2 protein-coding genes are annotated in these 4,960 nt (G+C 72.1%); both read left to right on the top strand.

All coding sequences use genetic code 11. The features are described 5' to 3' along the window. The first annotated feature begins 151 nt into the window (after positions 1-151). Positions 152-496, top strand: coding sequence for a TraR/DksA family transcriptional regulator (locus AB0J67_RS39110; RefSeq protein ID WP_363490547.1), 345 nt, complete (start codon positions 152-154; stop codon positions 494-496). 223 nt (positions 497-719) lie between these two features. Next, positions 720-4,829, top strand: coding sequence for a SpoIIE family protein phosphatase (locus AB0J67_RS39115; RefSeq protein ID WP_363490549.1), 4,110 nt, complete (start codon positions 720-722; stop codon positions 4,827-4,829). Positions 4,830-4,960 lie beyond the last annotated feature (131 nt).

The following is a 4,960-nucleotide window of genomic DNA, read 5'->3' on the forward strand; positions in this document are numbered from 1 at the left end:
GGTCAGCGCCTCGGTGTAGCCGCGCAGGCGCAGCAGCGACGGCGCCCGGTTGTCGGACGACTTCGGGTTTAGACACCGGGCTGGCGGGAAGTGAGCCCGCAGACGAACCGCGGAGGAGGACACGATGACTGCTGTGGCACATGGCTTGGACATGGCTTCGATCGGCCGGCTGCTGCACCAGCGCCACGCCGAGACCGCCGAGCAGGTGAGCCGACTGCACGCCCAGACCGCGTCGATGAGGGGCTCGCACGACGCCGGCTCCGGCGACGCCGCCGATGTCGGCACGGTCGCGGCGGAGACCGCGGAGCAGACGATGGTGACCATGGCGCTGCAGGAGCAGCTGGTGCGGCTGCAGGCGGCGCTGCGGCGCCTCGACGAGGGCACGCTGGGGGTGTGCGAGCGCTGCGGTGAGCAGGTCCCGCTCACCCGGCTGCAGGTGATGCCGTGGGCGACGCACTGCGTGCCGTGCCAGAGCATCGTCGACCGCTACCGCTGAACCACCACCGCGGACAGCTCGGGGCAGACGCGTCGCGTGTGCCCCGAGCCGTTGCCGGGCGGCCCGGCCCGCCGTGGCGGTGCGGTCGGCGGCCGGCGAGCCCGCCACCTTCGTCGGGGCGCGGCAACCGGACGGAGGAGGCCGCTGGCGGGAGGACATGAGCAGATGGCAGGGTAGGGCACATGTGGGCGGGTATCCGGTGACGATCTCCGACGGTGGATTGATGGACGACGTATTCTCCGCGGATCCCGATGTCGCTCCGGACCTGCGCGCGGTCGACTGGGCCGCGACGCCGCTGGGCCCCGTTCACGGCTGGCCGCAGAGCCTGCGGACCGCGGTGAGCATCCTGCTGTCGTCGAAGTTCCCCATGTGGATGGCATGGGGACCGCAGCTGACGTTCTTCTGCAACGCCGCCTACCGGCGCGACACCCTCGGCCACAAGTACCCGTGGGCCCTCGGCCGGCCCGCCAACCAGGTATGGGCCGAGATCTGGGACGACATCGGCCCCCGCATCGAGACGGTGCTGGCCACCGGGCAGGCGACCTGGGACGAGGCCCTGCTGCTGTTCCTGGAGCGGTCGGGCTACCAGGAGGAGACGTACCATACGTTCTCCTACAGCCCGCTACGGGATGAATCCGGCGTGGCCGTCGGCATGCTCTGCGTCGTCAGCGAGGACACCACGCGGGTCATCAGCGAGCGGCGCATGGCCACCCTGCGGGATCTCGGGTCGGATCCCAGCGTCGTGCGCACCCAGGCGGAGACCCTCGCGTTCGCGAGCCGGCAGCTGGACCGCAACCAGCGCGACCTGCCGTTCACCCTCATCTACCTGACCGACGACGGGACGGCCCGGTTGGCGGGCACGGCCGGCATCCCCGAGGGGCATCCGGTGGCCGTCACGCCGATGCCGCTGGACGGGCCGGCGCCGCTGTGGCCCGCCAGCCTGACCGGCACCGAGCCGCAGCTGGTCGACCTGACCCGGCCCGGCTTCGGCGACCTCCCGGCTGGGGCGTGGCCACTGCCACCGACGCGGGCGCTGCTCATCCCGCTGCTGCGCCAGGGCGGAGCCCCGTACGGGTTCCTCGTCGCCGGGCTCAACCGCTACCGGCCCTTCGACGACGGCTACCGCTCCTTCCTGGAGCTGGTGGCCGGGCACGTCGCGACCGGGATCGCCAGCGCGCGCAGCTACCAGGCGCAGCAGCGGCGCGCCGAGGAGCTCGCCGAGCTCGACCGGGCCAAGACGGTGTTCTTCTCCAACATCAGCCACGAGTTCCGCACCCCGCTGACGCTCATCATGGGCCCGGTGGACGACCTGCGCCGCCGCCTGGACAGCGACCCGGCGACGCGGGAAGAGCTCGACGTCATCCACCGCAACGGCCTGCGGCTCGGCAAGCTGGTCAACAGCCTGCTCGACTTCTCGCGCCTGGAAGCCGGACGGATGCAGGCCCGCTACGAACCCGTCGACCTGGCCGCGGCGACCGCCGAGCTGGCCAGTGTCTTCCGCTCCGCCGTGGAGAAGGCCGGCCTGCGCCTCGTCGTGGACTGCCCCCCGCTCGACCAGCCCGTGTACCTCGATCGCGGCATGTGGGAGAAGGTGATCCTCAACCTGCTGAGCAACGCCCTGAAGTTCACCTTCGACGGCTCGGTCGGGGTGAGCGTCCGCAGCGCCGGCCGGCACGCGATCGTCAGCGTGGCCGACACCGGCATCGGGGTGGCCGCCGATCAGATCCCCCGGCTGTTCGAGAGGTTCCACCGGATCGAGAACGCCCGTTCCCGGTCCAACGAGGGCAGCGGCATCGGCCTGGCACTGGTGCAGGAGCTGGTCGGCCTGCACGGCGGGACCATCACCGTGCACAGCGCCGAGGGCGAGGGCACCCGCTTCACCATCAGCATTCCGTTCGGGCACGGCCACCTGCCCGCCGCCGCCATCGTCACCGCGACGAGCTCCGCGGCCCTGTCGGCCGCGGCCGAACCCTACGTGCAGGAAGCCCTCCGCTGGGTGCCCGATCAGCCCTCGCCGGACCTGATCGGTGCCGCCGACCGGGACGCCCCACTGTTCGGCCCGGCCCTGGACAAACCCGCCAGCGTCCTGATCGCCGACGACAACGCCGACATGCGCGACTACCTGGCCCGGCTGCTGACCGGGGCCGGTTATCAGGTCAGCACCGTCGTCGACGGCCGGCAGGCGCTCGACGAGGCCCGCGCCCGAACGCCCGAACTGGTCATCAGCGATGTCATGATGCCCCGGCTCGACGGCCTGCAACTGCTCATGGCGCTGCGGGCCGATCCGCGCACCGAGGCGATCCCCGTCATCCTGCTGTCGGCCCGAGCGGGCCAGGAGGCGTCCATCGAAGGCCTGCAGGCGGGGGCCGACGACTACCTCGTCAAGCCCTTCGCGGCGGCGGAGCTGCTCGCCCGGGTGCGGGCGAACATCGAGCTGGCCCGGACCCGCAACCATCACGCCCGCTGGCGGACGGCACTGATCAACTCCCTGCAGGAGGCGTTCTTCGTCTGCGACGAGGACGGCGCCGTCGTCGAGATCAACACCGCGTTCGCCGACATCCTCGGCTACGGTCCCGAGGGCCTGCCCTACCGGCCGAAGCACCCGTGGTGGCCGGACGCCGACGCGGAGGCGGCCGCGCACCGCGAGGTCGCCGCGGCATTCGACACCCTGCTCAACAACGCGCAGGGCAGCTACACGATCCCGGTGGTCCACCGCGGCGGCCACCGCGTGTGGGTGAACGCCACCTTCAACAAGGCACAGGACCCCGACAGCGGCCGCACGGTCACCGTCGGCACCTTCCGCGACGTGACGGCCGAGCACTACGCCGTGCAGCGCGACACCGCGATGGCCGCGCTCAACCTGCGCCTGTCGCAGGCGCCGGACCTGGCCCACGCCACCACCGGAGCGCTCGCCGAGCTGCAGCGGCTCTGGCACGCCACGCAGACGTGGGGCGTCGTCTTCAGCACCGGTGCCCCGCCGGTGGTGAGCACCGCGAACGGCAAGCCGGCCGACTGGGTGCAGCTGGCCGAACGCCACCGGGAAACCATCACCGAGCTGCGCGACGGCCCGAACCTCACCGCGGCCGTGGCCGGTGGCGACAGCGCGGGCATCCGGCTGGAACACCCGCACGGCACCATGGTGATCTGGCTCGACCTCGGGCCGCACCGCCGGTTCACCGAACACGACCGGCTGCTGCTGTCCCTGCTGGCCGGCAGCCTCGCCCAGGGACTCACCCGGGCCCACCAGATCGACCAGCAGCGCGAGACCGCCCTGGCGTTGCAGCGCGCCATCCTCGGCCCGGCGCGGCTGCCGCACGGGTTCGCCGTCCGTTACGAACCTGCGGCCACGCCGCTGGAGATCGGCGGCGACTGGTACGACACCATCGCGCTGCCCGACGGCCGCATCGGCATCGTCGTCGGTGACTGCGTCGGCCGGGGCCTGGCCGCCGCGGCCGTCATGGGACAGCTGCGCAGCGCCTGCCGCGCCCTGCTGCTGCAGGATCCCAGCCCGGCCCGCGCCCTGATGACCATGGACCACTTCGCCGCGGCGACGCCGGGTGCGGCGTGCACCACCGTCTTCTGCGGCGTGCTGGACCCGCGGACCGGTCACCTCACCTACGCCAGCGCCGGACACCCGCCGGGCATCATCGCCCACCGCGACGGCCGGACCGACCTCCTCCAGGCGGGCCGGTCCATGCCCCTGGCCGTGCGTCCCGGGGCCACCCGGGGCCAGGCCGAGCACATCATGCCCGCGCGGGCGACGATGATGCTCTACACCGACGGCCTCGTCGAACGCCGCCGCCGCCCCCTCGACGAGAGCATCGCCGGCGCCACGAAGACGCTGCACGAGGGCCGCGACATCGACATCGACCAGCTCGCAGCACATGTCATGGACGAGCTCACGCCGGCCGACGGGTTCGACGACGACGTCGCCTTCCTGCTCTACCGGCACCCCGGACCCCTGCAGATGACCTTCCCCGCCGAAGCGGGGCAGCTCGCCCCGGTCCGCAGCGCGCTGCGCGACTGGCTGGGCCGCTGCGCGCTGCCCACCCACCTGGTGCACGGCGTCCTGCTCGCCGCGGGCGAGGCCTGCGCCAACGCCATCGAGCACGGACACCGCGGCAACCCGGGCGAGCCGATCGAGCTGCGGGCCGAGGCGTACGCGAACCACCTGCGGCTCGTCGTCGCCGACACGGGAAGGTGGAAGACCCCGACGGTCAACACCGACCGTGGACGGGGCGTCGGCCTGATGCGCGCCATGATGCAGCAGGTGGACATCAACTCCAGCAGCACCGGCACGACCGTCGACATGTACACGAGGATCCCTGATTGACTTCCTCCCCGTCGTGAAGGACGGGGATTCCCTTGGTCGCCCTCGGGTGTTCCTGTTTCGCCGACGACTGCCCCGTCCGAGAGGTTCCTCGTTGAGGTCTTACATCGTCTCCGCAGGCTGTCACCGCCAGT

Source organism: Catellatospora sp. NPDC049609 (assembly GCF_040675365.1).
In the GTDB taxonomy this organism is placed as follows: domain Bacteria; phylum Actinomycetota; class Actinomycetes; order Mycobacteriales; family Micromonosporaceae; genus Catellatospora.